General features: G+C 30.5%; 2 protein-coding genes. Both read right to left on the bottom strand.

Annotated elements, in window-relative coordinates; all coding sequences use genetic code 11:
* The coding region (locus VJ881_11825) for a tyrosine-protein phosphatase (GenBank protein ID HKL76734.1) at positions 1-1,822 on the bottom strand (1,822 nt) is incomplete at its 3' end.
* A 118-nt stretch (positions 1,823-1,940) separates the two neighbouring features.
* A partial coding sequence (locus VJ881_11820) for a GrpB family protein (protein ID HKL76733.1) occupies positions 1,941-2,300 on the bottom strand: 360 nt, incomplete at its 5' end.

Raw genomic sequence — 2,300 nt, 5'->3', positions numbered from 1 at the left:
ATTCCAGACCTTTAATTACATTACTTCTAAATTCATCAGTGGCAAAGGCAATTTTCATATCAAGAGCCAATACTTTATCATTATCATATAGATTTGCATAATATGGAGAATCAAAGTCATCAGCATTTCTATATTTTTCTAGTTCTTCTTTGTTATCAGCCATATTTACAACAGTATTAACCCCAGCCTCTTTAATTAAATCATCAGCAAAAGACGCTCTTCCAAGCTCATTATTTATTGGACTTGAACTTCTATAAACTACTCCTTCAGCGATATCACCGAGATTAATATTTCTAAAGTTAGCAAATTCTTTATCTGAATCATAATCTTTACGATTATTTGATCTTTCTAATTTTCTTATTTCATATTGGGTCCTATATTCACCAGGTTCAGACATCATTAAAGCAACTTTATTTCCTGGACCTACTTCAGCTACTTTATTAACTTCACCATAATTTATAGCTACTGCGATTTTTTCATGATCTGGATAGGCTCTAATTAATGGATCTCCTTTATCAACATAATATCCATCTAAAAATGGAGCTTCTATTACAAAACCATTATCAAAAATAGCAGTTACCATATCACCATGTTCAAATCCCATATCATAAAAATCTTCAATAAGTAGATCTGTAGAAGCATGACCATACTTTTCTATTTCTTCAACAGTAGCAGTAGTATTTGGTTCCTGATAATAAGGTTGAGCTGCCATTCTTGCTTTAAGTCTCAGAATTTCTTTTGAATCCAGACCTATTTCTTTTAAATAATTTTCAGCAGCTTTTTCAAAATCTACATCAGAAATATCTGCACCTTTTTCTTTATCAGCAAGTACTGTAGTAAGTGTTACCATAATATTACTTTCTACTATGGCCTTATATTTTTCACTGCCTTCTTCTATTTTATAGTAATTTTCAAAACTCTTCATATAATCATCTTTAATCTCTTCAACTGATGCTCCCATTAAAGCTTCAAGTAAAGCACCTGTAAAACCGGCACGGTCTTTTCCTTCTGTACAGTGAATCAGATATGGTCCTTCATTTTCAATCATAAATCTAAGACCTTCAGCCAATTTCTTTCCAAAATCTTCACCATTTACATCTACACCCATATTTAATGTAATTACATTTCCATCTTCATAAAGAGAGCTATAATAATCTGATTTTTGACTCTGTTCAGCCATATATTCTTCAGCTTTTTCTTTTGAATCTGATAAATTTATAACTGTTTCTATTCCAACTGCTTCTGACAGCTCATCAGCATATTTAGCCCTATTAAGTTCATTATTTATTGGGCTACTACTTCTGTAGACTACTCCAGGATTTATACCTGTAGTTGCAATACTTCTAAAGTTTGCATATACAGAATCTAGAGTATAATCAGAACGCTTATTTGTTCTATCAAGCTGATGTAAAAGATATCCGGATAAATAACCTTCTTTTTCTTTCATTTCAAAACTAAGTTCATCTCCAACTTCTACCTCATAGGTTTTTGCAAAATCACCCATATTGATTGCTACTACTATTATGTCAGCATCTTTGTCATGTCTTACCAGAAGATTATTGGTATCTACATCACTATAGTCAGTAACAAAAGGCATTTCTAATTCTTTCTCACCCACAGTTACCGTTAACATATCCCCCAGTTCAAAACCAGCATCATAAAACTCTGATGGATTAATGTCCATGGTTAGATTACCGTATTTCTGTACTTCCTTAACCTGCCCTTCAACAGTATTATGACCTGCAGCAAAAGCAGTAAAAGAAACTGTTAAAGCTAACATAATAACGGCTAAAACTAATAAACTTTTTCTTATACGTTTCAAAATTTACCCCTCCTTATGAGATTGTCTAAAATGATATTGTAGTAATATTGTAAATCTTAACCTATATAATCTATTCAATAAAAAATATAATTTTCCTTTTTAATTTTATTTCAATCAATTAATATCTATCCCCAAATTCTTTTTTGGCTTTTTTAGTCCATTTTTTTATAAAATCACTCTTTGCCTCAGTATAGGCATCGCGATCATGTTTATACTTTTTTTCTAATTTCTTTTTCAATTTTCCATATTCATCTGCTACCTTTTCATATTTAATTAAATAATCTCTAAAATATAATTCATCCCAATCACCTAAATAACGAACATGTAGATGAAATACTTTTTCAGCAAATCCCTGAGGTGTATAACCCTTATTAAAAACCAAATCAAGATTTTCCATATCGTTTTCATGCATTAAAATCCAGCCATTATCTTTTAAATTTGATTTTAATTTTTTCAAATCATAATCTTTATCAATTTC

This window comes from Halanaerobiales bacterium (genome assembly GCA_035270125.1).
Lineage (GTDB): Bacteria > Bacillota > Halanaerobiia > Halanaerobiales > DATFIM01 > DATFIM01.
The sequence above is the reverse complement of the archived record's forward strand: the minus strand, read 5'-3'. Positions and strand labels throughout refer to the sequence as shown.